Source organism: Dyella thiooxydans (genome assembly GCF_001641285.1).
GTDB classification, from domain to species: Bacteria; Pseudomonadota; Gammaproteobacteria; order Xanthomonadales; family Rhodanobacteraceae; genus Dyella_A; species Dyella_A thiooxydans.
Map to the genome: position 1 here is coordinate 2,996,626 of NZ_CP014841.1, position 24,538 is coordinate 3,021,163.

At 71.5% G+C, this 24,538-nt stretch carries 21 protein-coding genes; 6 read left to right on the forward strand and 15 right to left on the reverse strand.

What is annotated here, in order from left to right; all coding sequences use genetic code 11:
• Positions 1–94 precede the first annotated feature (94 nt).
• From ATSB10_RS13605 to fabB, 4 genes are all read left to right on the forward strand, one after another.
• Positions 95–397 (forward strand): hypothetical protein, encoded by a 303-nt coding sequence (locus ATSB10_RS13605; RefSeq protein ID WP_063673311.1) that lies wholly within the window; start codon positions 95–97, stop codon positions 395–397.
• 71 nt (positions 398–468) lie between these two features.
• Complete coding sequence (gene pdxB / locus ATSB10_RS13610) at positions 469–1,620, forward strand: 4-phosphoerythronate dehydrogenase PdxB (RefSeq protein ID WP_063673312.1); 1,152 nt, start codon at positions 469–471, stop codon at positions 1,618–1,620.
• Positions 1,621–1,772: 152 nt separating this feature from the next.
• Positions 1,773–2,288: a 3-hydroxyacyl-[acyl-carrier-protein] dehydratase FabA gene (fabA, locus tag ATSB10_RS13615; RefSeq protein WP_017463280.1), complete on the forward strand. Its 516-nt coding sequence runs from the start codon at positions 1,773–1,775 to the stop codon at positions 2,286–2,288.
• On the forward strand, positions 2,288–3,496 hold the full coding sequence (fabB, locus tag ATSB10_RS13620; protein ID WP_063673313.1) for a beta-ketoacyl-ACP synthase I: 1,209 nt from the start codon (positions 2,288–2,290) through the stop codon (positions 3,494–3,496). Before fabA ends, fabB begins: the two co-directional genes overlap by 1 nt.
• A gap of 37 nt (positions 3,497–3,533) precedes the next feature.
• Here the strand turns inward: fabB and ATSB10_RS13625 are convergent, their stop codons facing one another.
• The 14 genes from ATSB10_RS13625 to ATSB10_RS13690 all read right to left on the reverse strand — a co-directional run bounded on the left by ATSB10_RS13625 (position 3,534) and on the right by ATSB10_RS13690 (position 16,906).
• Positions 3,534–3,938, reverse strand: a complete 405-nt coding sequence (locus tag ATSB10_RS13625; protein WP_063673314.1) for a SirB2 family protein — start codon at positions 3,936–3,938, stop codon at positions 3,534–3,536.
• A 137-nt stretch (positions 3,939–4,075) separates the two neighbouring features.
• Positions 4,076–6,358 carry a nitric-oxide reductase large subunit gene (locus tag ATSB10_RS13630; protein ID WP_063673315.1) on the reverse strand — a complete coding sequence of 761 codons (2,283 nt, stop codon included), beginning with the start codon at positions 6,356–6,358 and terminating at the stop codon, positions 4,076–4,078.
• 128 nt (positions 6,359–6,486) lie between these two features.
• The gene (locus tag ATSB10_RS13635; RefSeq protein ID WP_063673316.1) at positions 6,487–7,251 is read right to left on the reverse strand and encodes a prephenate dehydrogenase/arogenate dehydrogenase family protein; all 765 of its coding nucleotides are present in this window, start codon (positions 7,249–7,251) and stop codon (positions 6,487–6,489) included.
• 56 nt (positions 7,252–7,307) lie between these two features.
• Positions 7,308–8,411, reverse strand: coding sequence for a PLP-dependent cysteine synthase family protein (locus tag ATSB10_RS13640; protein ID WP_063673317.1), 1,104 nt, complete (start codon positions 8,409–8,411; stop codon positions 7,308–7,310).
• Position 8,412: 1 nt separating this feature from the next.
• Positions 8,413–8,838 (reverse strand): group III truncated hemoglobin, encoded by a 426-nt coding sequence (locus ATSB10_RS13645; RefSeq protein ID WP_063673318.1) that lies wholly within the window; start codon positions 8,836–8,838, stop codon positions 8,413–8,415.
• Positions 8,839–8,842: 4 nt separating this feature from the next.
• Positions 8,843–9,091: a cbb3-type cytochrome oxidase assembly protein CcoS gene (gene ccoS, locus ATSB10_RS13650; protein ID WP_063673319.1), complete on the reverse strand. Its 249-nt coding sequence runs from the start codon at positions 9,089–9,091 to the stop codon at positions 8,843–8,845.
• Positions 9,088–11,304, reverse strand: a complete 2,217-nt coding sequence (locus ATSB10_RS13655; RefSeq protein WP_063673320.1) for a heavy metal translocating P-type ATPase — start codon at positions 11,302–11,304, stop codon at positions 9,088–9,090. Before ATSB10_RS13655 ends, ccoS begins: the two co-directional genes overlap by 4 nt.
• Positions 11,301–11,519, reverse strand: a complete 219-nt coding sequence (locus ATSB10_RS13660) for a hypothetical protein (protein WP_017461783.1) — start codon at positions 11,517–11,519, stop codon at positions 11,301–11,303. Before ATSB10_RS13660 ends, ATSB10_RS13655 begins: the two co-directional genes overlap by 4 nt.
• Positions 11,506–12,420 carry a cytochrome-c oxidase, cbb3-type subunit III gene (gene ccoP, locus ATSB10_RS13665; RefSeq protein ID WP_063673321.1) on the reverse strand — a complete coding sequence of 305 codons (915 nt, stop codon included), beginning with the start codon at positions 12,418–12,420 and terminating at the stop codon, positions 11,506–11,508. Before ccoP ends, ATSB10_RS13660 begins: the two co-directional genes overlap by 14 nt.
• A complete protein-coding gene (locus ATSB10_RS13670) occupies positions 12,417–12,602 on the reverse strand; it encodes a cbb3-type cytochrome oxidase subunit 3 (protein ID WP_063673322.1) in 186 nt (61 codons plus the stop codon). Before ATSB10_RS13670 ends, ccoP begins: the two co-directional genes overlap by 4 nt.
• On the reverse strand, positions 12,599–13,249 hold the full coding sequence (ccoO, locus tag ATSB10_RS13675) for a cytochrome-c oxidase, cbb3-type subunit II (protein ID WP_063673323.1): 651 nt from the start codon (positions 13,247–13,249) through the stop codon (positions 12,599–12,601). The genes ATSB10_RS13670 and ccoO overlap by 4 nt, the downstream gene beginning before the upstream one ends.
• A gap of 10 nt (positions 13,250–13,259) precedes the next feature.
• On the reverse strand, positions 13,260–14,726 hold the full coding sequence (gene ccoN / locus ATSB10_RS13680) for a cytochrome-c oxidase, cbb3-type subunit I (protein WP_063673324.1): 1,467 nt from the start codon (positions 14,724–14,726) through the stop codon (positions 13,260–13,262).
• A gap of 194 nt (positions 14,727–14,920) precedes the next feature.
• Positions 14,921–15,985, reverse strand: a complete 1,065-nt coding sequence (locus ATSB10_RS13685; RefSeq protein WP_063673325.1) for an alkane 1-monooxygenase — start codon at positions 15,983–15,985, stop codon at positions 14,921–14,923.
• A 45-nt stretch (positions 15,986–16,030) separates the two neighbouring features.
• A complete protein-coding gene (locus ATSB10_RS13690; RefSeq protein WP_017461777.1) occupies positions 16,031–16,906 on the reverse strand; it encodes an alpha/beta hydrolase in 876 nt (291 codons plus the stop codon).
• A gap of 130 nt (positions 16,907–17,036) precedes the next feature.
• On the opposite strand from ATSB10_RS13690, the gene ATSB10_RS19580 reads away from it, so the two are divergent.
• On the forward strand, positions 17,037–17,195 hold the full coding sequence (locus ATSB10_RS19580; RefSeq protein ID WP_169816720.1) for a hypothetical protein: 159 nt from the start codon (positions 17,037–17,039) through the stop codon (positions 17,193–17,195).
• A gap of 374 nt (positions 17,196–17,569) precedes the next feature.
• Here ATSB10_RS19580 and ATSB10_RS13695 read toward each other — a convergent pair whose 3' ends face one another.
• Positions 17,570–19,834 carry a beta-glucosidase gene (locus tag ATSB10_RS13695; RefSeq protein ID WP_063673326.1) on the reverse strand — a complete coding sequence of 755 codons (2,265 nt, stop codon included), beginning with the start codon at positions 19,832–19,834 and terminating at the stop codon, positions 17,570–17,572.
• A gap of 198 nt (positions 19,835–20,032) precedes the next feature.
• On the opposite strand from ATSB10_RS13695, the gene ATSB10_RS13700 reads away from it, so the two are divergent.
• Positions 20,033–24,505 carry a DEAD/DEAH box helicase gene (locus ATSB10_RS13700; RefSeq protein WP_083966223.1) on the forward strand — a complete coding sequence of 1,491 codons (4,473 nt, stop codon included), beginning with the start codon at positions 20,033–20,035 and terminating at the stop codon, positions 24,503–24,505.
• Positions 24,506–24,538: the final 33 nt, after the last annotated feature.

The window sequence follows — 24,538 nt, forward strand, 5'->3', positions numbered from 1 at the left end:
GTCCGGCACATCGCCGGATGCGACTGATCCGGATCAGTCCGACATCCCGCGTCGGCGCGCAGCATCTCCGCCATCGTTCGGGCGGAGCAGCGACATGACCGACACCATCGAAGCCTGGCAATGCATCGGCTGCGGCCGCGTCGAGGCGCCGCAGACCTGCATCGGCGTGTGCCGCGACCGCAAGGTGCAGCTGGTCGGGCTGGCGGATTTCGAGCAGGCCCGCGCCGAGGCCGAGGCCCTGCGTACGCGGCTCGCCGACGTCCACGCGCGGCTGCAGCGCTTCGCCCTGGCCAAACCGAACGAAGGCCGCTGGGATGCGGCGTGGCACGCGCTGCAGGCGCAGCTGCGCGAGGTGCTGGGTTCGCTGGCGGACGTGGCGACGCCGTGCCCCGGCTAGTTCGCTCCTGCGCGACCGCGCCGGGGCACCTATCATGGCGCCCGCCGATACGGCCATGAAGATGGTGCGCGATGAAGATCCTGGTCGACGAAAACATGCCGCTGGCGCGCGAACTGTTCGCCAGCTTCGGCGAGGTGTTAGCGCGGCCCGGCCGCAGCCTCACGGCCGACGACGTGCACGATGCCGACGTGCTGCTGGTGCGCTCGGTCACCCGCGTCGACGAAGCGCTGCTCGCCGGCTCGCGCGTGCGCTTCGTCGGCACCGCGACCATCGGCACCGACCACGTGGACCTCGACTGGTTGCGCGCGCAGGGCATCGCCTTCGCCAGCGCGCCGGGCTGCAACGCGATGTCGGTGGTCGATTACGTCTCCAGCGCGTTGCTGGAACTGGCCGACCGGCACGACTTCGCGCTGGCCGGCAGGCGTGCCGGCATCGTCGGGTTGGGCAATGTGGGCTCGCGGCTGCAGCGGCGCCTGCAGGCGCTCGGGCTGGAAGTGCTCGCCTGCGATCCGCCGCTGGCCGACGCGGGACACACCGGGCTGGTCGACATGGACGCGATCGCCGGCTGCGACATCGTCAGCTTCCACACCCCGCTGCTGCGCCACGGCGCGCACCCGAGCTTCCACCTCGCCGATGCGGCGCTGCTCGCCCGGCTGAAACCCGGCGCGATCCTGCTCAACACCTCGCGCGGCGCGGTGGTCGACAACGCCGCGCTGCTGTCCGCGCTGGAGCGGCGCGACGACCTGCACGTGGTCCTCGACGTGTGGGAAGGCGAGCCACTGGTCGACCGCCGGCTGGCCGCGCGGGTCGAACTGGCCACGCCGCACATCGCCGGCTATTCGTACGACGGCAAGCTGCGCGGTACCTGGATGCTGTACGAGGCGCTGTGCGCCTTCCTCGATCAGCCGCCGACGATGACGCTGGCGTCGCTGGTACCGGACAGCGCCCGCCGCGTGCTGGACCTGGCGCAGCTCGCACCGCGTCGCGCACTCGACCTGGTCTACGCGACGTATCGCATCACCGACGACGACACGGCTTTCCGCGCCACCCTCGACCAGACCGACGACATCCGCGCTGCCGCCTTCGACCGGCTGCGCAAGCAATATCCCCTGCGCCGCGAATTCGCCACGGTGGAGATCGTGCACGGCGGACTGCCCGCCACGCGACTGCCGGTGGGCGAAGCCGCGATGCTGCGGGCGCTGGGCTTTCCCGTCGCGGGCTGAACCCCGCCGGCATCCGCCTACCGAACCCATGACCGGTGGGCAGACGGTCGCGGTCGCACCGCCGGCTTGAGCCGCGGTCACCCTTGACGCGTGTCAGGGCGGCGCTCCGGCGCGGCATCCACACTCGCCGGATACCCGCACGAGACGAGCCCATGACCCGCCCCTCCGAGTTCAACCGCGACCAGTTGCTGGCCTGCGCCCGCGGCGAGCTGTTCGGCCCCGGCAACGCACGCCTGCCCGCCCCGCCGATGCTGATGTTCGACCGCATCACCCACGTCGACGACCACGGCGGCGCCTACGGCAAGGGCGTGCTGCGCGCCGAGCTGGACATCCATCCGGAGCTCTGGTTCTTCGGCTGCCATTTCGCCGGCGATCCGGTGATGCCCGGCTGCCTGGGACTGGACGCGATGTGGCAGCTGTCGGGGTTCTTCCTGCCGTGGCTGGGCGAGCCCGGACGCGGACGCGCGCTCGGCGTAGGGCAGGTGAAATTCAGCGGCCAGGTGCTGCCGGATGCGCGGCTGGTGCGCTACGAGATCGACGTGCGCCGGGTGATGCGCGGCAGGCTCGCGCTGGTGGTGGCCGACGGCAAGACCTTCGTCGACGACCGCCTGATCTACGTCGCCAGCGACATGCGGGTGGGCCTGTTCCAGTCCACGGAGGGCTTCTGATGCGCCGCGTGGTCGTCACCGGATTCGGCATCACCTCGTGCCTGGGCAGCGTCGCCGACACCGTGTCGCGCGCCCTGCAGGAGCTGACCAGCGGCATCCGCGCGATGCCCGAGTACGTCGCCCGCGGCCTGCGCAGCCAGGTGGCCGGCGTGCCGCAGATCGAGCTGGAGACGGCGATCGACCGCAAGCTGCTGCGCTTCATGGGCGGCGCGGCCGCGTACGCCTACGTGGCGATGCGCACGGCGATCGGCGATGCCGGACTGTCCGAGGAACAGGTGCGCCACCCGCGCACCGGCGTGGTCGCCGGCTCCGGCGGCGGCTCGGCGCACTGGCAGATCGAGACCGCCGACCTGCTGCGCGGCAAGGGCGTGCGCCGGGTCGGCCCGTACATGGTGCCGCGCACGATGTGCTCCACCGTATCCGCCTCGCTGGCGACCGCATTCGGCATCCTCGGCCTGAGCTATTCGATCGCCGCCGCCTGCGCCACCTCGGCGCACTGCATCGGCGCGGCGGCGGACCTGATCCGGCACGGCGCGCAGGACGTGGTGTTCGCCGGTGGCGGCGAGGAGGAGCACTGGGGCATGACCGCGCAGTTCGACGCGATGGGCGCGCTCGCCAGCCGCCGCAACGACACGCCCGCCAGCGCCTCGCGCCCGTACGACGCCGGGCGCGACGGCTTCGTCATCGCCGGCGGCGGCGGCATGCTGGTGCTGGAGGACTACGAACACGCCCGGGCGCGCGGCGCGCGCATCCACGCCGAACTGGTCGGCTACGGCGTCACCTCCGACGGCGCCGACATGGTCGCGCCGAGCGGCGAAGGCGCCGTGCGCTGCATGAAGATGGCGCTGGCCGGTGTCGCGCGGCCGGTCGACTATCTCAACACCCACGGCACCGCCACGCCGCTGGGCGACCTGACCGAACTGCATGCCGTGCGCGAGGTGTTCGGCGCACACGTGCCGCCGCTGTCCTCGACCAAGGCGCTGACCGGGCACTCGCTCGGCGCCGCCAGCGTGCACGAGGCGATCTACAGCCTGCTGATGATGCGCGACGGGTTCGTGGCCGGGTCGGCCCACATCGACGCACTCGATCCGGGCGCGGCGGATTTTCCGATCCTGCGCGAGAGCCGTCCGGCGCGGCTGTCCACGGTGATGTCCAACAGCTTCGGCTTCGGCGGCACCAACGCCAGCCTGGTGTTCGCACGGGTGTAGGCGCCGGGCTCCCCGACCCGGCCCACTTGGGCCGCGGTCAGCCCAGCCAGGCGTGCAGCCAGCCCAGCGGGTGATGCTCCCAGGCGATGCCGACGATATTGGCGTAGATCAGCAGCGCCGCAATGAAAAAGCCGCGCTGCATGGCCCGGCCACGCGCGCGCTTCAACGCCAGGCTGCCGCAGACCACGTACAGCACCACCCCCACCAGCTTCACCGTGAGCCAGCCGTTGGCGAAATAGGCGCCGGGCAGGAGGGTCAGCAGCATCAACGCGGCGGTGAGCAGCGCGCTGTCCACCGTGTAGCTCAGGTAGCGCAGCGGTGCCCAGTGCGCGGCGGCACCATGGCCAGTCTGCACCAGCGTGCCGCGCAGCGCGAACAGCAGCCCGCTGAGGATCACGCAGGCGATGTGCACGGCCTTGATCTGCGGATAGAACTCGAACATGGGAGAACCGGTCTGGTGTAGGAGCGCACCCTGTGCGCGATCGTCTTTCGCTGGAATGCGGACCAGAGCATTCGTGCACAGGGTGCGCTCCTACCGGGGTGGGAGGGGGCGCGCCGTCCGGCGCGCCCCGGGGGAGATCAGGCGCTTTCCCGCGCCGCCTGCGGTAATACCGCGCCCTTCGGGCTGCGCCGGGGAGCCAGCCACAGCGAGGCGACGAACACCGAGGTGAGCAGGGCGCCGACCGCGAACAGGCTGTCGCCGGGCACGCGCATCCACACCAGCAGGTGCACCAGCGGCTGGTTCATGAAGTGCTCGGAGCGGGCGAACCAGTAGCCGTGGTCCAGCGCCGCGTTGAGCTGCAGCACGCCCAGCGGCAGCAGGGTCAGCAGCGCCATCAGCGACAGGCCGATGTTGAGCGTCCAGAACGCACCCTTCAGCCAGCCCTCGCGCCACTCGGCCTCCGGCTTGATGCCGCGCAGGCAGAACAGCATCAGGCCGATGCCGAGCATGCCGTACACGCCCATCAACGCGGTGTGGCCGTGCAGCGGGGTGAGGTTGAGTCCCTGCATGTAGTACAGCGCGATCGGCGTGTTGACGAGGAAGCCGAACAGGCCCGCACCGACCAGGTTCCAGAAGCTCACCGCCACGAAGAACATGATCGGCCAGCGGTAGCGCGCCATCCACGGTGCGGCGTGCTGCTTGCGCCAGTTGTCGTAGGCCTCCAGCCCGATCAGCGCCAGCGGCACCACTTCCAGCGCCGAGAAGCTGGCGCCCAGCGCGATCACCGCGGTGGTGGTGCCGGTGAAGTACAGGTGGTGCAGGGTGCCGAGCACGCCGCCGGCCATGAACACGATGGTGGCGAACAGCATGTTCACCGTGGCGCTGTGCACGCGCAGCAGTCCCAGCCGCACGAACAGGTAACCGATCACCGCAGTGGCGAACACCTCGAAGAAGCCCTCCACCCACAGGTGCACCACCCACCAGCGCCAGTACTCGACCATCGCGATGTGGGTGTGCTCACCCCACATCAGCCCCGCGCCGTAGAGCAGGCCGATCGCGATGGTGGACAGGAACAAGAGGCCCACGATGTGCGAGGTCTCGTCGCGACGCCTGATCGCCGGCATCAGCGCGCGGCCGACCAGGAACAGCCACAGCATCAGCCCGATGAACAGGAAGATCTGCCAGAAGCGGCCCAGGTCGGTGTATTCCCAACCCTGGTGGCCGAACCAGAAGTTGTACTTCAGGCCCATCTTGTCCATCACCGCGAACCACTGGCCGGCGAACGAACCGACCACGATCACCAGCAGGCAGACCCACAGGAAGTTCACCCCCAGCCGCTGGAACTTCGGCTCGCGGCCGCCGATCACCGGCGCCATGTACAGGCCGGTGGCCAGCCACGCGGTGGCGATCCACAGCACCGCCAGCTCGGTGTGCCAGGTGCGGGTGATGCTGTACGGCAGCACGTTGGCCAGCGCGAAACCGTAGGCCTGCTGGCCTTCCACCTGGAAGTGCGCGGTGGTGGCGCCGAGCAGGATCTGCACCAGGAACAGCCCCATCACGGTCCAGAAGTACTTCGCCGTGGCCTTCATCGAGGGGGTCGGCTTGAACGCGGCCAGCGGGTCGTGCTCCGGTGGCACCGCCGGGCTCTCCTTGTGGCTCTGCACCGCGTGGTACCAGCCGATCAGGCCGATACCGAGGATCAGGAACAGCACGCTGAACACCGACCAGATCAGCGCGGTGCCGCTGGGCCGGTTGCCGACCAGCGGGTCGTACGGCCAGTTCTGCGTGTAGCTGACGCTGTGGCCGGGGCGTTCGGCGGCGGCGGCCCAGCTGGTCCACCAGAAGAACGCGGTGACCGCGCGACGATGTTCCATCTCGGGGATGGTGTCCTCGCGCATGGCGTAGGTGACGCGCAGTGCGTGGGTGGCCGGGTCGTTGCTGAACAGGCTGTCGTAGTGGCGCGCCACCACCTCCATCGCCTGCGCCCGCAGCGGTGAGACGGTGATGGTGCGGCTGTCCGCGTTCCAGGTGTTGCGACGCTCCTCGGCCTGCACGCGCGCCTTCAGCGCGGCCTGCCGTTCGGCGTCCAGCGCGGCGAACGAGGGCGCGCCCTCGTCGCGGGCCAGCAGTTCGAGCATGGCGTCCGCTTCGCGGTGCAGCCAGTCGGCGCTCCAGTCCGGCGCCACCAGCGCGCCGTGGCCCCAGATCGAGCCGAGCTGCTGGCCGCCGATGCTCTGCCAGACCTCGCGGCCCAGCTCGATGTCGGCGCGGGTGTACAGCGTGGCGCCCTGGGTGGTGACCACCGCGTCAGGCAAGGGTGGCGCCTGCTGGTGCACCTCCTTGCCCACCCACAGCAGCACCGAGAAGGAGGCCAGCAGCAATACCGCCAGCCCCAGCCAGAGTTTTCGGGTCGTCGTCATGGCACGTCTCCGTAAGGACGTGCGCATCGTCGGTATCGCCGGGGCGTTTGCCCCTGATATGGATCAGGCCTTGCGCAGGCCACATGTGCGGATTGTCGCAGTGGCCGAACGCGTCACGCCGGCCCGGGTCAGTGACGCTCGCTGATCGCCAGGCCGGCATCGTCGCCGTCGGCGACCAGCCGGCGATGGATGCCCTGCAGGGTCGCCAGCAGCTCCGCCCGCGCCTCCTCGGCGAACGAGTTCTCCTGCTGGATCGCGGCGAACAGGTGGCCGGCGTCGCCGCGCACCGCGGCGAGCATCGCCTTGAGGCCGAGGAACGACGGCGGCGCCACCGCCAGTTCGTCGTCCACGCCCATGTCGACCAGGCCCTTGGCGATGAAGAACGCCAGCGCGTGGGTGTGCGCCATGGCGCGGTCGTGCGCGGCCGGCTCCTGTGCGATCACCTCGCAGCCGAGCGAAGCGAACAACGCGCTGGCGCGTTCGGCGGCCTCGGGGTGGCGTGCGCTGGCACAGACCACCACGCGCAGCGGCCGTTCGCCGCGAGCCAGGCTCAGCGGGCCGAACAGCGGATGCGTGCCGACGTGCGGGATCGCGTCGCCGAGCCGTTCGTCCATCAGCGCGCAGGGATGCAGCTTCACGCTGCCGACGTCGATCACTGTCTGTCCACGCTTGAGCCGCGGCCTCAGCGCACGCAGCGCCTCGTCCATCTGCGGCACCGGCATCGCCAGCACCACCCACTGCGCATCGTCCACGGCCGCATCGAGCGAGTCGGCGGCGTAGTCGGCCGGCACGTGGCCGCGCGGGTCCCAGGCGCGTACGCCGTGACCGGCCTCGCGCAGCAGACCGGCAAGCGCCTGGCCGAAGCGGCCGTGACCGAGGATGGCGAACGACATCGGAGGACTCCGCGGCAAACCGTCAGGCACGGCACACGGCCGTGTGGACGCCCATGCTACGGCATCGGTTCGTCGAAGCCGCGACCGTCACGCAACACTGCGCGCAGGCGCGCATCCCATGGCGCGGTATCGATGCCGCGCGCGGCGAACCAGCCGCGGTCGAACAGCGTCTCGGCGTAACGCTCGCCACGGTCGCACAGCAGGCTGACGATGCTGCCGCGTTCGCCGCATGCCTGCATCGCCGCGGCCAGCCGCAGGCAGGCGACGAACTGGGTGCCCGACGAACCGCCGTAGCGGCGACCGAGCAGTTCCTCCAGCAGCCAGACGGCGGCGATCGAGGCAGCGTCGGGCACCTCCAGCACCTGGTCGACCACCTCGAACACGAAACCCGGCTCCACCCGCGGCCGGCCGATGCCCTCGATCAGCGTCGGCTGGCTGGCCATCGCGGCGCGGTCGTAGCGGCGCCAGCCCTCGACGAACGCGCTGCCGCTCGGCTCGGCCACGCACAGCCGGGTCGGCAGGCGACGGTAGCGCAGGTAGCGGCCGATCGTCGCCGAGGTGCCGCCGGTGCCCGCGCTGCAGACGATCCACGCCGGCTGCGGCGACGGCTCGCGCGCCATCTGGCCGAGGATCGATTCGGCGATGTTGTTGTTGCCGCGCCAGTCGGTGGCGCGCTCGGCCAGCCCGAACTGGTCGAGGAAGCAGGCGCCGCGTTCGGCATGCCCGGCGGCCACGGCCGGCACGTCGGCCGGGTTCTCGACCAGGTCGCACTGGCCGCCCAGCGCCTGCACATCGCGGATCTTGCCCGGCGCGGTGCAGGCCGGCATGACCGCGATGAACGGCAAGCCGAGCAGCCGCGCGAACCACGCCTCGGAGATCGCCGTGCTGCCGGACGAGGCATCTACCACGGTCTGTCCCGCATGCAGGAGACCGTTGCACAGTGCGTAGAGGAACAGCGAGCGCGCCAGCCGGTGCTTGAGGCTGCCGCTGGGATGCGCGGACTCGTCCTTCAGGTAGAGGTCGATGCCGGGGAAGGCCGGCAGGTCGAGCTTGAGCAGGTGGGTGTCGGCCGAGCGCGCCGCTTCCTGCGCCAGGCGCTCCAGCGCGCCGTGCACCCAGGCGCGGCCGGTCGGCAGCGGCGGCAGGTCGGTGGAGAACATCTCAGGACTCCCGCGCCTGCGCCGGCAGGTGCATCACCGGCACGCCCAGCCGCCGCGAGTGCGGGCGCAGACCGAGCCCGAGCTTGAGGCTGTGTGCGATGCGTTCGGCGTGGTCGATCATCCGCGCCGCGCCGGCGGGGTCCAGCACGTCGGTGCAGGTCTCGCGCCACAGCTCCAGCCAGCGGTCGAAATGGCCGGCGCGCACCGGATGGCGCAGGTGCGCGGCCATCGGGTTGCCGCGGTAGCTGCGCGTGCCGCGCTCCACCGAACTCCAGAAACGGCTCAGCAGCGCCTTGTGCTCCGGCCAGTCGTGCACGGCGGGGTTGAACACCGCGCCGAGTTCGGGATCGCGTCGCACGCGCTCGTAGAAGCGGTCGACGAGGGTGGCGATGGCCTCTTCGGAAGGGGTGTCGGGGGCAACGGTCATGCGTCTACTCGGGTGCCGGCGGCGGCACGTCGGGGGAACCGGCGCCGCCAACCGGCGGCGGCGCAGCGTCGGGTGACGAGGATGGCGTGGCATCGCCCGCCGCGCCCTGATCTGGGTCATCTTCCAGCAGGGGCAGGATGCCGGGGTTGTCTAGGTCGTCGAACTGCTGGTGGCTCACCGCCCAGAAGAACAGCGCCACGGCGATCCCCACCACCAGCAGGGTGACCGGGATCAGCACCAGGATGATGTTCATGCGCGCCCACCCGGCGCCGGCAGCCGGCGTCCGGTACGCAGCGCGTTGAGCACCACACCGAGCGAGCTCAGCGCCATGCCGATGCCGGCCAGCCACGGCGGCACCAGGCCGAACGCGGCGAACGGCACGGCGATGAGGTTGTAGCCCAGCGCCCAGCGCCGGCTCTGCGCCACGATGCGCTGCATGTCGCCGGCCACCGCGCGCGCGGCGAGCAGGCCGTCGAGGCGGTCGCCGGCCAGCAGCAGCCCGGCATGCGCCTGCGCCAGCGCGGTACCGCCGGCCAGCGCGGCGGAGACGTCGGCACCGGCCAGTACCGGCGCGTCGTTGCTGCCGTCGCCCACCGCCAGGGTGACGTGGCCGCGGTCTCGCGCCTGCCGCAGCAGGGCGAGCTTGTCGGCGGGGGTCTGTTGCGCGGCGTACTGGCCGATGCCCAGCGCCGCGGCAATCGTCGCCACCCGCGGCGGCGCGTCGCCGCTGGCCAGCGCGACCTGCACGCCCTGCGCCTGCAGTGCGGCCAGTGTGTCCACCGCGTCCTGGCGCAGCTGTTCACGCGGGCGGAAGCCAGCCAGCGGGCCGGCAGCGTCGGCCAGCACCAGGCACCCCTCCAGCGCCGGCGGCACGGCGCCGGCAAGCACCCCGTCGGCGCGTCCCAGCCGCAGCGAGCAGCCGTCGACGCGGCCGGACAGGCCCACGCCGGGCAGCGCGCGCAGGTTCTCGACCACCGGCAGCGGCGCGGCCGCCACCTCGGCCGCCAGCCGCGCCAGCGCGCGCGACAGCGGATGGCTGCTGCCCTGCGCCAGCGCGCCGGCCAGGCGCAGGGAGTCGTCGCGCGTGCCGCGGCAGACGACGATGTCGTCCGGCACGAAGCCCGGGTGGGTCAGCGTGCCGGTCTTGTCGAACAGGGCGAAGTCCACCCGCGCCAGCCGCTCCAACGCGGCGCCGTCGGCAACCAGCACGCCGCGCGCGGCCAGCACGCCGAAGGCGCGGGCGCGGGTCGCCGGCACCGTCAGCGCGAAGGCGCAGGGGCAGGCGATCACCAGTACCGCCACCGAGGCTTCGAACGCGCGGGATGGATCGACCAGCAGCCAGCCCAGCGCGGTGAGCAGGGTGAGCACCAGCACGCGCTGGACGAAGCGGGTGGCCTGCGGGTCGGCGGTCGCCTCCGCGGTCAGGCGGCCGCCCTGGGCGCGCCGGGCCAGCGCGCCGATCCGCGCCGCCGCGGTGGCCTCGCCGCTGTGGCGCACGGTCAGCTCGACCGGCCCGGACAGCAGCACGCTGCCGGCCACCAGCGGCTCGCCCCGTACCCGCCGCACCGGGCGCGATTCGCCCGACAGCAGCGCCTCGTCCAGCTCGGCGTGCGCGCTTTCCAGCACGCCGTCGGCCGGCACCGTGGCGCCCTCGGCCACGTGCACGCGATCGCCCGGCAGCAGCGTGGTGGCCGCCACCCACTCGCGTCGGCCGCCGGCGCCGAGACGCTCGGCCAGCAGCGGCGCGGCGTCCACCGTGGCGTCGCCCAGCGCGCCGCTGCGCTGGCGCGCGCGCAGTTCGACGTAGCGCGCCACCAGCAGCAGGAACACGAACATGCTCACCGAGTCGAAATAGATCTCGCCGCCGCCGCGCCAGGTGTTCCACGCGCTGCCGGCGAACACCAAGAGCACCGCCAGCGCCACCGGCAGGTCGATGCCGGGACGGCGCGCGCGCAGCTCGGCCAGCGCGCCGCGGTAGAACGGCAACGCGGCGTAGCCGACGATCGGCAGCGTGGTGAGGAATCCCAGCCAGCGGAACAGTCCGCGCGTGCTGAAGTCGACGAAATCGACCACGCCGATGTAGATCACGAAGGCGTAGGTCATCACCTGCATCGCGCACATGCCGGCCACCAGCAGGCGCTTGAGCAGGTCGTGCGCAGCGCGCTGCGCGTCGCCGTCGGCACGCGACCGCGGCAGCGGTTCGGCGCGGCAGCCGATGCCGCCCAGCGCATCGAGCAGCGCCGGCAGCTGCTGGCACGCCGGATCCCACACCACCGATACGCGCTGGCGCGGGGCGTCCACGCCCACGCGCTGCACGCCGGGCAGTGCGCGCAGCACCTGCTCGACATGCAGCACGCGGCGCGGATCGTCCAGCGGCGACACCCGCAGGCTGGCCTCGGCGCGGCCGTCGCGGCGCGGCCGCAACACCTGTGCGGCCAGCTGCGGGTGGGCCCAGACCGCGTTCATCGCGGCGACGCCGCGGTGCCCGCCGGGGCCGGATGGGCGTGGCCATGCGAAGGCACCCCGAACACCGCATGCGGCGCATCCACCGGCACGTCGGCGTGGCGCGCGCCCATCGCGATGATCCACACGCAGCCGGCGATCGAAGCAACGAACACCACCGCGCCCAGCCACAACACCGGCTGGCGATACCAGCGGCCGCGCGGGTCAGCGTCCGGCATCGCCGATGTCCGGATGGGCAAGGTGGTAGACGTAGGACGCCAGCACGCGCATCTGGTCGGCGCTCAGGCGCTTGTCCCAGGCCGGCATCGCGCCCTGGCGGCCACCACGGATGGTGGTCTCGATGTCGGCGACGGTGCCGCCGTGCAGCCAGATGGGGTCGGTGAGATTGGGCGCGCCCAGTGCCTGGTTGCCCTTGCCCTCCGGCCCATGGCACGCCGCGCAGGTGGCGAACAGCGGCTTGGCCGCGGCGGCCGCCGCCGCGTCGTGCGGCGCGCCGGAGAGGCTCAGCACGTACTGCGCCAGGTGCTTCACGTTGGGCTCGCCCAGGCTCGGTCCCCAGGCCGGCATCACGCCGGCGCGGCCGTGCTCGATGCTGGTGAGGATGTCCTTGCCGCTGCCGCCGTAGAGCCAGTCGTCATCGGTGAGGTTGGGGGCGCCCAGCGCCACGTTGCCGTGCGCGGCCGGGCCGTGGCAGGCGGCGCAGTTGTCCATGAACAGGCGGTGGCCCATCTGGATCGCCGCCGGATCGCCGGCGAGCTGTTCGATCGGGTACTCGCGGAAGCGCGCAAGCAGATCGTCCAGCTTGCCGTCGTTGGCGGCCACGTCCTTCGCCAGCTCGCCGTGCGCCGTCCAGTGCAGCGCGCCCTTGTGGTTGCCGAAGCCGGGATACAGCACCAGGTAGGTGAAGCCGGCCACGAACATCGCCGCGGAGAACACCACCCACCACAGCGGCAGCCGCCGCACGCCCTCGCGCAGCACGCCGTGCGCCCATACGTGGCCGCTGGTGCCATCGGGCTGGGTCGGGATCTTCGCCCGCGGCGCCCACAGGAACAGGAAGAACGTGATGCCCAGGTTGAGCACGACCAGGAACATCACCCACATCGACCAGCCGGCGCTCATCGCTGTTCTCCCGCGTCGTCATCGGCGGTCGGATCGACCGCGTCCTCCATCGGCAGGCCCGCCATGTGCCGGAACACCTCGCGATGCCGCTTGCGCCAGGCCCAGACCCAGATGCCCACGAAGGTGAGCATCAGCACCACCGTCACCGCGCCGGCGAGGTGTCCCCAGGCGTCGTGGCTCATGGCGCAGCTCCCGTGCTGGCCGCTGCCGCGGGCGGCTGCGGCTCGTTCTTGATGCCCAGACCCTGCAGGTAGGCGATCAGCGCGTCCATCTCGGTCTTGCCGGCGACCGCGGCGGGGGCCGCGGCGATGTCCGCGTCGGTGTACGGATCGCCCAGCTCGCGCAGCACGCGCATGCGTGCCTGGATGTCGGCCGGATCGAGCGTGGCCTTGGCCAGCCACGGGAAGCCCGGCATGTTGGAGGCCGGTACCAGCGCCCGTGGGTTCATCAGGTGCATGCGCTGCCACTGGTCGGAGTACTTGCCGCCGACCCGCGCCAGGTCCGGCCCGGTGCGCTTAGAGCCCCATTGGAACGGGCGGTCGTAGACCGACTCCTCCGCGGTGGAGTAGTGGCCGTAGCGCTGGGTCTCGGCGCGCAGCGCGCGGATCATCTGCGAGTGGCACAGGTAGCAGCCCTCGCGCACGTAGATGTCGCGCCCGGCCAGCCGCAGCGGGTCGTAGGGCTTCACCCCCGGCGGTGCCTTCACCGCGTGCGCTTCCATGAACAGTGGGGTGATCTCGGCCAGTCCGCCGATCGACACCATGATCGCGATGAGGATGCCGAGCAGGCCGGCGTGCTTCTCGATCGCTTCGAAATGTTTGTAGGCCATGGTCGCCTCCTCAACCCGCGGCCGGCAGCGGCGCCGGCACCTGGTGCGGCACCGGCTCGGGGATCGGCACCGGGATCGGCTTGATCAGCCGCGCCCGCGCATCGTCGGCGGTGTGCCACAGGTTCCACGCCATCACCCACATGCCGGACAGGATCAGCAGGCCGCCGCCCCAGCGGATCAGGTACATCGGCTTGATCGCGATCAGGCTGGCGATGAACGGATAGGTGAGCGCGCCGTCCGGCTGGGTGGCGCGCCACATCACGCCCTCGGTGACGCCCGCGGTCCACATCGAGCCGACGTACATCAGCGTGCCCATCATGTGCAGCCAGAAGTGCAGCTCCATGCCCCGGCGCGAATGCATCGCCGGCTTGCCCAGCGCGCGCGGGGCCATCGCGTAGAGCGAGCCGATGGTGATCATCGCCACCCAGCCGAGCGAGCCGGAGTGCACGTGGGCGATGGTCCAGTCGGTGTAGTGCGAGAGCGAGTTGACGGTCTTGATCGCCATCATCGAGCCCTCGAAGGTGGCCGCCGCGTAGAACACCAGCGACATCACCATGAACTTCGCCGCCGGGTCGGTGCGCAGCTTCTCCCACGAGCCGTTGAAGGTGAGCAGGCCGTTGGCCGCCGAGCCCCAGCTCGGCATCAGCAGGATCAGCGAGAACGCCATGCCGACCGACTGCACCCAGTCCGGCAGCGCGGTGTACATCAGGTGGTGCGAGCCGGCCCACATGTACACCGAGATCAGCGCCCAGAAGTTCACGATGGAGAAGCGGTAGCTCCACAAGGGCTGCTGCGCCTGGCGCGGCACGAAGTAGTACATCATCCCGAGGAAGCCGGCGGTGAGGAAGAACGCCACCGCGTTGTGGCCGTACCACCACTGCACCATCGCATCGACCACGCCGGAGTAGATCGGGTAGGACTTCCACAGCGACACCGGCACCGCCAGGTTGTTGACGATGTGCAGCAGGCCGACGGCGATGATGAAGGCGCCGTAGTACCAGTTCGCCACGTAGATGTGCTGGATGCGCCGCCGCGCCAGGCTGGCGAAGAACACCGTGCCGAAGCTGACCCACACCACCGCGATCAGGATGTCGATGAACCACTCCGGCTCGGCGTACTCCTTGCTCTGGGTGATCCCCAGCGGCATGGTCACCATCGCCAGCACGCAGATCAGCTGCCAGCCCCAGAAAGTGAAGGTGGCCAACCGTCCCAGCGCCAGCCGGGCGTGGCCGGTGCGCTGCACCACGTAGTAGCAGGTGCCCATCAGCGCGGAACCGCCGAAGGCAAAAATCACGCCGAAGGTGTGGTCCGGGCGGATCCGGCTGAAGGTCATCCAGGGGATGTCGAAGTTCAGCGCCGGCCACATCAGCTCGGCCGCGGCGTAGACGCCGAAGGACATGCCGATGATGCCCCAGACGGCCGCGGCAAGCAGGAACTGCCGGACCACCCGGTCGTTGTAGTACTCGGTGTTAGGCATGGGGTGCCCTCGGAAAAGTGGCGAAAGTGTCATGGCAGGTTTCGGCCGGATCGCTGATCTGGATCAGGCCCCTGCGACAAGCCACCGCGCCACGCTCCGGTGGACTGTCCCCCTGACCTGCCATCGTGGCGGTCGATCCGGGCAGGGTATGGAAGATTCCTGCCCGGCTTGTGCGTTGACGCTCGTGCGCCGGATCAGTGCCGGCAGGCGAGCGCCCTTGGATTCATCACCCGGCGCCACAGCGGCGGCGCCAGCGCCAGCACGAACATCGTGGCGTAGCCGGCCGGCAGCCGCGGGCTGTCGTCGTGGTGGCGCAGCGCCTGGTAGCGGCGACGCGCCACGGCGTGGTGGTCGGAATGGCGCTGCAGGTTGAACAGCAGCCAGTTGGTGTAACGCTGCGGCGCGTTCCAGGAATGGTGATGGGTGACCCGCTCGTAGCGGCCGGGCGCAACTTCGCGCCGCTCCAGCCCGTAGTGCTCGACGTAGTTGATCACTTCCAGCGTGGCCGCCGCGATCAGTCCCTGCAGCAGGAAGAAGGCCAGCGCGCGCACGCCGCCGGCGGCGAGGAATCCCGCCATGAACAGCAGCCACAGCGCATACCAGCGCACCATCTCGTTGCGCGCGCCCCACGGCGAGTGACCGCGTGCGCGCAGCCGCTGCGCCTCCAGCCGCCAGGCGTTGCGCGCGTTGCGCCACAACGCGCGGGGCACGAAGGCATACACCGATTCGTCGAGCCGGGCGCTGGAAGAATCCTCCGGCGTGGCCACGTGCAGATGGTGCCCGCGCACGTGCTCCACCTTGAAGCCCGGATAGCCCACGCTGGTCAGCAGCACCCCGCCGAACAGCGGCTCCCAGCGCGAGGACTTGTGGATCAGCTCGTGCGCCGGGTTGATCGCCAGCACGCCGCCGATCACGCCGGTGGAGACCAGCCAGCCGACCTGACCGACCGGTCCGAACGGCTGCTGCGCGAACTGCCAGATGCACCAGCCAAGCAGGCCCAGCCACACCGGCAGCACCAGCGCGGTGAGCGCGCGGAAATAGCGGCTGTGCTCCAGCCGATGCCCTTCGTCGACATCCACCGGGTTATCCGTGTCCAGGCCGCAGGCCGCGTCGATCCACGGCACCACGCCGAAGATGAAGGCGATCGGAAACCACGCGGCAAGATCCAGCGGCAGGCCCTGGCGCGCCAACAGCAATCCGCCCGCCGGTAGTGCCGCGGTGGAGAAGGCCAGCAGAAACCCGAGATCACGGGTGCGCATGGGACCCAGCCTATGCCCGCGGGCGCGGGCTGTCACCCCGCCCGTTCAGCCGGGCAGGCGCGCCAGCCAGTCGCCGAGCTGCTTCATCACCTGGCTGCGGCCCGGCTCGGACTCGTTGAACAGCTCATGGTAGAGCGTGTCGAAGTGCCGCGTGGTGAGGTGTGGCGACGACCAGGCGGCCGACGCGAACTCGCGGCTGCCGGCCGGATCGACCAGCCGGTCGGCCCCGGCGGCGAGCAGCAGGGTCGGCACCGGCAGGCGCGCGGCATCGGCGATGCAGGACGGGCCGGCGCGGAAGATGAAGTCCGCCATGCGCGGGGTGATGCGACCGCTGCACAACGGGTCGTCGCGGTAGGCGGCGATCACCGCCGCGTCGTGCGACAGGTGGTCCAGCGCCAGTCCGGTGCGCAGCGGCAGATTGGGCAGGGTGCGCGAGAGCACCGCCGCCAGCGATTGCAGCCACGGCGCCTCGTGGCTGCGGAACGCCGGCGAGGACAACACCAGCGCCGCCGGCGTCACCCGCCCGTCGAGCACGGCGCGGGCCGCGACCAGGCCACCCATGCTGTGACCGAGCAGCAGCGGCAGGGCGGGCGCGGTACCCGCGTAGCCGGCATACACCGCGGCCAGGTCGGCGAGCAGGTCGTCCGGATGGGACAGCACCCCGCGCGGCCCCGGCGAATGACCGTGGCCGCGCTGGTCGTACGCCATCACGTCGTAGCCGCGCGCGTTGAACCAGGCGGCGACGTGGCGGTAGCGACCGCTGTGTTCGCCCAGCCCATGCACCAGCAGCACCGCGCGATGCGCCCCGGGCAAGGCCCAGTGGCGACGCACCAGCACCTGGCCGTCGGGCAGCCGCTGCTCGTCGCGCTTGCCTTCCGGCGCGCGGGCGTGGGGCGGTTGCGGGCACGTGGCCACGTCCATGGATGGCTCCCCCAGCGACATGCACAAAGATCGGATGATGCTACGGGTGACCGCGTTGCGCCAACCTCGCGCCGGTCGTCTTCGACGACATGCGGCACACTGGAGAACTCGCTTGCCGCGGAGTCGCGTGATGGGTTGTCTGCCCCTGCCCCTGTTGTTTCTGGCCGGCTTCGGCCTCGGCTGGCTGATCGACGGTTCGACCGGTGCCCTGTGGGGCGCCGGCCTCGGGCTGGTGCTGGGGTTGCTGGCGATGGGCTGGCTGGTCCGGGCGATCCGCGGCCGGCGCTGACCGCCCGGAAGACCCCAGCGTCGCCACGCACCCGGTAGGAGCCCGCTCGCGGGCGATGCCCTTGCTCCTGATCCCCATCGAAAGAAAGAGCATCGCCTGCGAGCGGGCTCCTACGGGGATGGCGCCAGTGCACAGCGGGCGTGCAAGCCTCGAGCGTGCAGGTGGCCACCGAGAGGTCGGCCCTCCGTCTCACCGCGGCGTCCGGGCCCGGGCGGAAGCGGCAGGCACTGATCCGCCGTGACCATGGCGCTCGCAAACGGTGGTGCCCTCGCCCCGGTAGGGGCCCGCTCGCGGGCGATGCTCTTGTTCCTGATCTACATCGAAAGAAAAGGCATCGCCCGCGAGCGGGCTCCTACGGGCGACGGGCGGTGGCGTCAGTGCGCTGCGGGCGTGCAGGCCTCGAGCGTGCAGGTGGCCGCCGGCAGGCCCACCGACAGGTCGGCCTTCAGCATCGTCGCGGCGTCCGTGCCCAGTGCGAAGCGGTAGCGGCCGGCATCGCGCGCCCAGCCACGCTTCGCCGCGTCGTAGTGCGCCAGCCGCACCGGGCTGGCCGCGACGCGCACCTCGCGGCTCTCGCCGGGCTTCAGACTCACCCGCTGCCAGCCGGCCAGCCGCCGGGTGGTGTCGCCCTGCGGCGGCGCCACGTAGAGCTGCGGCACGGCCACGCCGGCGCGCTTGCCGGTGTTGGTGACGCGCACGCTGACGCTGATCGCGCCGTCGTGGTTCTCGAGCTTCGGCGTGCCATACGCGAACGAGGTGTAAGCCAGACCGTAGCCGAACGGGAACAGCGGCTGCAGGCCCTTCTTCTCGAACCAGCGGTAGCCGACGTCGGCGCCCTCGATGTCGTAGTCGATGTCCTGCTGCGGCTGGCCCTGCGGCGGGATGCCGATCGACGCCAGCCCGGCGCCCGGAATGCTCGGGCGCGGCAGCTGCGACTCGTCCTTCGGCCACGTCACCGGCAGGCGGCCGGACGCATCGACCTCGCCGAACAGCACGCGGGCGATCGCCTCGCCGCCGTTGGCACCGGGGTACCAGGCCTCCAGCACGCCCTGCACCTGGTCGAGCCACGGCATCTTCACCGCACCGTTGGTCTGAAGCACCACGAGGGTGTGCGGGTTGGCCTTGGCCACCGCGGCGATCAGGGCGTCCTGGTTGCCGGGCAGGTCCATCGTCGGCACGTCGAACGACTCGGCGGTCCACTGCTCGGCGAACACGATGGCGACCTTCGACTGCGCCGCCAGCTTCGCCGCCGCGGCGATGTCCTCGCCGCTGGCGTAGGCCACCTTGCCGCCGTTGCGCTTGGCGATCGCCTGCATCGGCGAGGAGCGCTGGTACACCTTCGGACCCGGCCAGGCGGTGGGCGCCACGCCGGTGACCGGACTGCCGCCGCGCGGCTTCACCCCTGACGAGCCGCCGCCGGTGGTCACGCCCACGTCGGCGTGGCTGCCGATCACGGCGACCTGGCCGACCGCGCCGGCCAACGGCAGGGCGTGGTCCTGGTTGCGCAGCAGCACGATGCCTTCCTCGGCGGCCCGCTGCGACACCGTCGCGTCGGCGGCGTAGTCGATCGGTGCCACCTTCGCCGGGTGCTCGAACGCGCCCACCGCGAAGAAGCTACGGAGGATGCGGTGGACCATGTCGTCGATGCGCGACTGCGGCACCTCGCCCCTGGCCACCGCCTGGCGCAGCGGCTGGTCGAAGTACACCTGCTTGTCGAAGCGCTCGCCGGCGGACTCCTGGTCCAGCCCGGCCAGCGCCGACTTCGCCGCGCTGTGCACCGCGCCCCAGTCGGACATCACGAAGCCCGGGTACTTCCAGTCGCGCTTGAGCACCTGGTTGAGCAGCCAGTCGTTCTCGCAGGCGTAGACGCTGTTGATGCGGTTGTACGAGCACATCACCGAGCCGGGGTGACCGTCGGCGATGGCGATCTCGAAGGCGAGCAGGTCCGACTCGCGCGCGGCGGTCTCGTCGATGTTGGCGCTGAGCGTGGTGCGGTCGGTCTCCAGGTCGTTCATCGCGTAGTGCTTGACCGTGGACACCTCGTGCTCGGCCTGGATGCCGCGGATCGCCGCGCCGACGATGGTGCCGGCCAGCAGCGGATCCTCCCCGGCGTATTCGAAGTTGCGACCGTTGCGCGGGTCGCGCGCCAGGTTCACGCCGCCGGCCAGCAGCACGCCGAAGCCCATGCGGTGCGCCTCGCGCCCGATCATCGCGCCGCCGGCGTAGGCCACCTTCGGATCGAAGCTGGCCGCCACGGCCAACCCCGCAGGCAGCGCGGTGTCGCCGTCGCCGAACAGCAGCGGGCGCGCCACGCCCTGGCCGGCGTCGGTCTCGTGGATCGCCGGCAGGCCCAGCCGAGGCATTGCCGGGATGAACCCGGCGGTGCCCAGCGAGCCGGCCGGCTTGTTGTGCTGGCCCTCGAAATCCGCACCGTATTCGCTGCGCAGCAGGCGGAACTTCTCATCCTGGGTCATCGCCTTCACCAGCAGGTCGGCGCGCTGGTCGGGCGACAGCGAAGCGTTCATCCACGGCCGGGCGACCGGGGCGTCGGCGGCCGCAACGGTGCCGGCCAGTCCAGCCAGGGAGGCGGCGATGCCGGCGGTGAGCAGGGTGCGCAGCAGGCGCGGACGGAAGGCCATGGAATTCCTCCTTGGGCAGGGAAGCGGGACGGGGGCGGGGCGACCCGCCGAGCATGTGCAAAGCGTGTCGCAAGCACAAGGCGCGCGGGCGCAAGCCGTGCATCGCGTCTCCTGCGACGGCCGCTTGCCACGCTTCGCGGCAAGCCCTATATCCAGCGGGTGACGCCCACCGCTTCCGCCGCCCCGTCGAGGCCGGACATGGACACCCTGCTCGCCGACTTCCACCCCGCCGTCGCGGCCTGGTTCCGTGGCCGCTTCGCCGCGCCCACCGCGGCGCAGGCGGCGGCGTGGCCGGCGATCCGCCGTGGCGAGCACACCCTGGTCGCCGCGCCGACCGGTTCGGGCAAGACGCTGACCGCCTTCCTCGCCGCCATCGATGCGCTGGTGCGCGAGGGCGTGGCGCACGGCGGTGCGCTGCCGGACGAGACGCGGGTGGTCTACGTGTCGCCGCTGAAGGCGCTGTCGAACGACATCCAGGTCAACCTGGAGGCGCCGCTGGAAGGCATCCGCGCCGAGCTGGAAGCCGCCGGCCTGCCGGAGGTGGCGATCCGCACCGCGGTGCGCACCGGCGACACGCCGCAGGCCGCGCGCAACCTGATGCGCAAGCACCCGCCGCACATCCTGGTCACCACGCCGGAGTCGCTCTACATCCTGCTCGGCTCGGCCTCCGGCCGCGAGGCGCTGAAGCACGTGCGCGAGGTGATCGTCGACGAGATCCACGCCGTGGCGGCCAGCAAGCGCGGCGCGCACCTGGCGCTGAGCCTGGAACGGCTGGAAGCGCTGTGCCAGCGGCCGCTGCTGCGCATCGGCCTGTCCGCCACGCAGAGGCCGATCGAGTCGGTGGCACGTTTCCTGGTCGGCGAGGGCGAACGCGCCGCGCTGGCACCACTGGCCGACGACACCGCGCCGAACGCTGCAGCTACACCCGCCTGCACCATCATCGACATCGGCCACAGCCGCCCGCGCGACCTCGCCATCGAGGTGCCGCCGGTGCCGCTGGAAGCGGTGATGTCCAACGACACCTGGGCGCTGGTCTACGACCGCCTCGCCGCGCTGGCCGAGGCGCACCGCACCACGCTGATCTTCGTCAACACGCGGCGGATGGCCGAGCGCGCCGCGCGGCACCTGTCCGAGCGGTTGGGCAAGGAGCTGGTGGCCGCGCATCACGGCAGCCTGTCGCGCGAGCAGCGGCTGGACGCCGAGCAGCGGCTCAAGCGCGGCGAGCTGCGCACGCTGGTCGCCACCGCCTCGCTGGAACTGGGCATCGACATCGGCGACGTCGACCTGGTCTGCCAGCTCGGCTCGCCGCGCTCGATCGCCGCCTTCCTGCAGCGCGCCGGGCGCAGCGGCCATGCGGTCGGCGGCACGCCGAAGGCACGGCTGTTCGCCACCTCGCGCGACGACCTGGTGGAATGCGCGGCCCTGCTCGACTGCGTGCGCCGCGGCGAACTGGACACCCTGGTGCAGCCGCCGCAGCCGCTGGACGTGCTGGCGCAGCAGATCGTCGCCGAGGTCGCCTGCACCGAGTGGGACGAGGACGCGCTGTACGCGCTGGTGCGCCGCGCGCATCCGTACCGCGCGCTGGCGCGCAAGGATTTCGACGCCATCGTGCGCATGCTCGCCGACGGCTTCACCACCCGCCGCGGCGCGCGCGCCGCCTACCTGCACCGCGATGCCGTGCACAAGCAGCTGCGCGGCCGGCGCGGCGCGCGGCTCACCGCCGTCACCTCCGGCGGCACCATCCCCGACACCGCCGACTACCTGGTGGTGCTGGAACCGCAGGCGACCATCGTCGGCACCGTCAACGAGGACTTCGCCATCGAAAGCCTCGCCGGCGACGTATTCCAGCTCGGCAACACCAGCTACCGCATCCAGCGCGTGGAGCCGGGCAAGCTGCGGGTGGAAGACGCCAAGGGCGTGCCGCCGAACATCCCGTTCTGGCTGGGCGAGGCGCCCGGGCGCAGCGACGAACTGTCCTTCGGCGTGTCGCGCCTGCGCGAAGAAATCAACGCGCGACTGGGCGAAGCCCCCGTAGGAGCGCACCCTGTGCGCGACAGCTTTTCGGCCGAACACGCATCAGAGCGTTCGCGCACAGGGTGCGCTCCTACGTGGCTGCGCGACACCCTGGGCCTGAACGAATCCGCCGCCCAGCAGCTGGCCGACTATCTCGCCCGCGCCAAGGCCGCGCTGGGCGAACTGCCCACGCAGTCCACCATCGTCTTCGAGCGCTTCTTCGACGAATCCGGCGGCACCCAGCTGGTGATCCACACGCCCTACGGCAGCCGGCTCAACCGCGCCTGGGGGCTGGCGCTGCGCAAGCGCTTCTGCCGCCAGTTCAACTTCGAGCTGCAGGCGGCGGCCACCGAGGACGCGATCGTGCTGTCGCTGTCCACCAGCCACAGCTTTCCGCTGATCGAGGTGGCGCATTACCTGCACTCGTCCAGCGCCGAGCACGTGCTGACCCAGGCACTGCTGGATGCGCCGCTGTTCCCCACGCGCTGGCGCTGGGCCGCGGTCACCGCGCTGGCGCTGCCGCGCTTCGCCGGCGGCAAGAAGGTGCCGCCGCAACTGCAGCGCATGAAGAGCGAGGACCTGCTCGCCACCGTGTTCCCCGACCAGGTCGCCTGCCTGGAGAACATCGTCGGCGAGCGCGAAGTGCCCGACCACCCGCTGGTCACCCAGACCCTGCACGACTGCCTGCGCGAGGCGATGGACACCGACGGCCTGCTCGCCCTGCTGCGCGGCATGGAAGAGGGCCGCATCAAAGTGATCGCGCGCGACCTGGCCGCGCCCAGCCCGCTGGCCAGCGAAGTGCTCACCGCCGCGCCCTACGCCTTCCTCGACGACGCGCCGCTGGAGGAACGCCGCACCCAGGCCGTGCAGGCGCGCCGCTGGGGCGACGTGGAAGACGCCGACGACCTCGGCCGGCTCGATCCCGACGCCATCGCCGCGGTGCGCGAGGAAGCCTGGCCGCAGGTGCGCGACGCCGACGAGATGCACGACGCGCTGACCGTGCTCGGCGGCATCACCGATGCCGAAGTCGCGGCCAACGCCGGCTGGGACGCGCACCTGCGCGCGCTGGCCAAGGCGCATCGCGCCACGCGCCTGAACCTCATGCCGGACGCCGCTATCTGGGTCGCCGCCGAACGCCTGCCGCTGTGGCAGGCCGTGCATCCGCACGCCACGCGGCAACCGGCCATCGACGCCCCCACCGAATACACGGCGCAAACCTGGACACCCGAAGACGCCCTGCGCGAGCTGCTGCGCGGTCGACTCGGCGGCCTGGGTCCGACCCCGGTGCCGCCGCTGGCCGCCGCGCTGGGCGTGGACACCGGCGACGTCGAGCTGGCGCTGATCCGCCTGCAGTCCGAGGGCTACGTGATGCAGGGGCACTTCAGCCCCGACGCGCCCGCCATCGAATGGTGCGAGCGCCACCTGCTGGCGCGCATCCACCGCTACACGCTGGGCCGGCTGCGCCGCGAGATCGCCCCGGTGAGCCGGCGCGACTTCCTGCGCTTCCTGTTCGACTGGCAGCACGTCACCCCGGCCACGCGCATGAGCGGCCCGGACGCGCTGCCCGCCGTGCTGGCGCAACTGGAAGGCTACGAAGCCGCCGCCGGCGCCTGGGAAGCCGAGCTGCTGCCCGCCCGCCTCGACGACTACGGCAGCCGCTGGCTGGACGAGCAATGCCGCGCCGGTCGCATCGGCTGGAGCCGGCTGCGCCCCGGCGGCAGCGGAGGCGGACCGGTGCGCGCCACGCCCATCGTGCTGCTGCCGCGACGGCAGATGGGCGTGTGGGCCGCGGTCGCGGAGCGCGACGACGCCGACGCACCCGCGCTGTCCTCCCGCGCGCAGGCGGTGGCCGATGCGCTGCGCGACGAGGGCGCGCTGTTCTTCGACGAACTGATGGCCGGCACCCGCCTGCTGCGCACCGAGCTGGAAGACGCGCTGGGCGAGCTGGTCGCCGCCGGCCGCGTCACCGCCGACAGCTTCGCCGGCCTGCGCGCCCTGCTGCTGCCCGCGGCCAAGCGCGACAACCCGCGCCATCGACGCGTGCGCCACCAAAACATGAGCACCCTCGAAGACGCCGGCCGCTGGGCGCTGGTGCGCGCCCGCGCACCGCGCGAGGCCAGCGACGAAGCGCACCGCCGCGAACAGGTCGAGCACGTCGCCCGCACCCTGCTGCAACGCTACGGCGTGGTGTTCTGGAAACTGCTGGAACGCGAAGCCGCCTGGCTGCCGAGCTGGCGCGAACTGCGCCACGTCTACCAGCGGCTGGAAGCGCGCGGCGAAATCCGCGGTGGTCGCTTCGTCGACGGCCTGGTCGGCGAACAGTTCGCCCTGCCCGACGCCATCCCCGCCCTGCGATCCATCGCCCGCCGCGAAGCGGCCGGCGAACTCGTCGTCATCAGCGGCTGCGACCCGCTCAACCTCACCGGCAACGTGCTCGCCGGCGAGCGCATCCCCGCCGTGATCGGCACGCGCATCCTGTTCGAGGATGGCGTGGCGGTAGCCGCGTGGGTGAGTGGCAAGGTGCAGTGGTTGGTGGAGGGGGATGGGGGGAAGCAGTTGCGGTGGAGCGAGGCGGTGAGTGTTAAGGGCTCTGCTAGTCGTGGCTGGCCAGCTGAAACGCAATCCAAACACACGTCGCGAGCACGATCCGGGAAGTGACCCTGACCTCGTCCGGCTGGACTAGGGTCCCTG